Consider the following 1,802-nt stretch of genomic DNA (forward strand, 5'->3'; position numbering starts at 1 on the left):
ATGTGGAAAAACTGAGAAAATATATAAGTGAGCGCGGCAAGATCGTTCCCAGGAGGGTGACGGGAAACTGCGCCAAGCACCAGAGGCAACTCACGGAAGCGATCAAAAGAGTGCGCTACCTCGCGCTTCTTCCGTATAGCTCCGAGTAGGAGAGAAGACGCACGTTCCTACGGGGGGAGGGGCCGAGGCTTCTCCCCCCCCTGTTTTGTCGGGAGGTCGTTTATTTATGGATAAGACCAGGGCCCTAGTTGAATCGTCGCTGCTCGTCGCCCTTTCCGCCGTGCTTTTCCTCGCGGGCCATTTTTTACCTCTTATAGGGTTTGCCTTTTCCCTGGTCTGTCCGGCTCCGTTGGTTGTCCTGGGCCTTCGGCACAGCCTGGGGAGGGCGGTGCTGGGCGTTGCGGTGGCGACGATCATTTCGGCCGCCTTCACCGGAGCGGTCGGAGCTCTTTTCTTCTGCTTCGGTTTCGGATTCCTAGGGATAGCCCTCGGGGCCCTGGGCAGGCGGTATGATAGGGCCGTCGATATTATCCTTTACGGGATACTCGTCTCCATAGGGAGCAAACTACTTCTGATGTTTATCGTTGTAAAACTGACGGAGATCAACCCCTTTGGCTTCGAGGAGGCAGAAATCATGTCCATGATTGAAAGGATCTCCTCGGTTTACTCGGGCCTGGGCATGTCGAAGCAGTCGTTGTCACTGGCGAAGGAACAGATGCGGACCACTCTGTCGCTGATCCCGTCGATCTTCCCGGCTCTTCTTGTCATGGCGGCGACGGTGGACTGTTTCCTGAGCTATATTGTAAGCGCCGTGGTGCTAAAAAGGTTGGGCAGGGAAACTCTTCCCCGGCTTCCCGAGTTCAGCCAGTGGCGCTTCCCAAAAAGCATCTTCTGGGCCCTTATCGCTTCCATGGTGCTTCAACTGGCAGGGAGTCACTATCCCTCAATGGCTTTTTTGCAAAAGACGGCGCTGAACCTGCGCCTCCTGGTGACGACATTGTTTTTCTTCCAGGGGCTGGCCGTGAGCTGGTTCTTCATGCGATCCAAGGGTTTGGGTCTTTTTCTGAAGATCGCCCTGACGGTGGTTGTCTTCATCGTCCCATTTTTTGTGCAGATAATCCTTATTTTGGGTATCATTGATGTGTGGTTCAACCTGCGATCCAGGTTCCGGGAGGGAAGAGGATGAAAATTATTCTGCTGACCGATGTGTCTAAGCTGGGGAAAAAGGGCGATTTGATCGATGTGGCCGAGGGGTATGGCCGAAATTACCTTATCCCCAGGGAGATGGCCGAAGAGGCGACCAGGGAAAAACTCAGGGAATGGGAACAGCAGCAGAAAACGAGGGAAACCAGGGCGAGGCGCGAGGAAGAGGAGGCCTGGGCCAGCAGGGCCCTTCTCCAGGGCAAGCAGGTCGTACTCAAGGTTTCTGCCGGGGAGAAGGGGAAACTGTTCGGTAGTGTCACGGCGGCCCAGGTGGCGCAACATGTTCAGGAAAGATTTGGCGTCCCCATCGATAAAAAGGATGTCCGACTCCCTTCGCCGGTGAAGGAATTGGGTTCGTACTCCTTTTCAATAAAACTCTACCAAGGGGTTGAAGCGGGGATGACCTTACAGGTGGAGGACGAAAAGTTTGAGTGACAAACTCTTCGAGAGGATTCCGCCCCACAGCATCGAAGCCGAGAGGACGGTGATATGGGACTGCCTTCTGGACAGCGATGTCCTGACCATATGCCTAGAGGCGCTTCTGCCGGAGGATTTATACGACGGGAATCATAGGCAGACCTTCAAGATCATGTACGAAA

The 1,802-nt window shown here is 54.6% G+C and carries 4 protein-coding genes; all 4 read left to right on the plus strand.

Annotated elements, in window-relative coordinates; all coding sequences use genetic code 11:
* Window positions 1–149: 30S ribosomal protein S18 (locus tag GX108_01625; GenBank protein ID NLO55745.1), on the plus strand; the 149-nt coding region annotated here is incomplete at its 5' end.
* 77 nt (window positions 150–226) lie between these two features.
* The gene (locus GX108_01630; protein ID NLO55746.1) at window positions 227–1,186 is read left to right on the plus strand and encodes a YybS family protein; all 960 of its coding nucleotides are present in this window, start codon (window positions 227–229) and stop codon (window positions 1,184–1,186) included.
* Window positions 1,183–1,638 carry a 50S ribosomal protein L9 gene (locus GX108_01635; GenBank protein ID NLO55747.1) on the plus strand — a complete coding sequence of 152 codons (456 nt, stop codon included), beginning with the start codon at window positions 1,183–1,185 and terminating at the stop codon, window positions 1,636–1,638. The genes GX108_01630 and GX108_01635 overlap by 4 nt, the downstream gene beginning before the upstream one ends.
* A partial coding sequence (locus tag GX108_01640; GenBank protein NLO55748.1) for a replicative DNA helicase occupies window positions 1,631–1,802 on the plus strand: 172 nt, incomplete at its 3' end. The genes GX108_01635 and GX108_01640, both read left to right, overlap by 8 nt.

The sequence above is a fragment of the Thermovirga sp. genome, assembly GCA_012523215.1.
Lineage (GTDB): Bacteria > Synergistota > Synergistia > Synergistales > Thermovirgaceae > 58-81.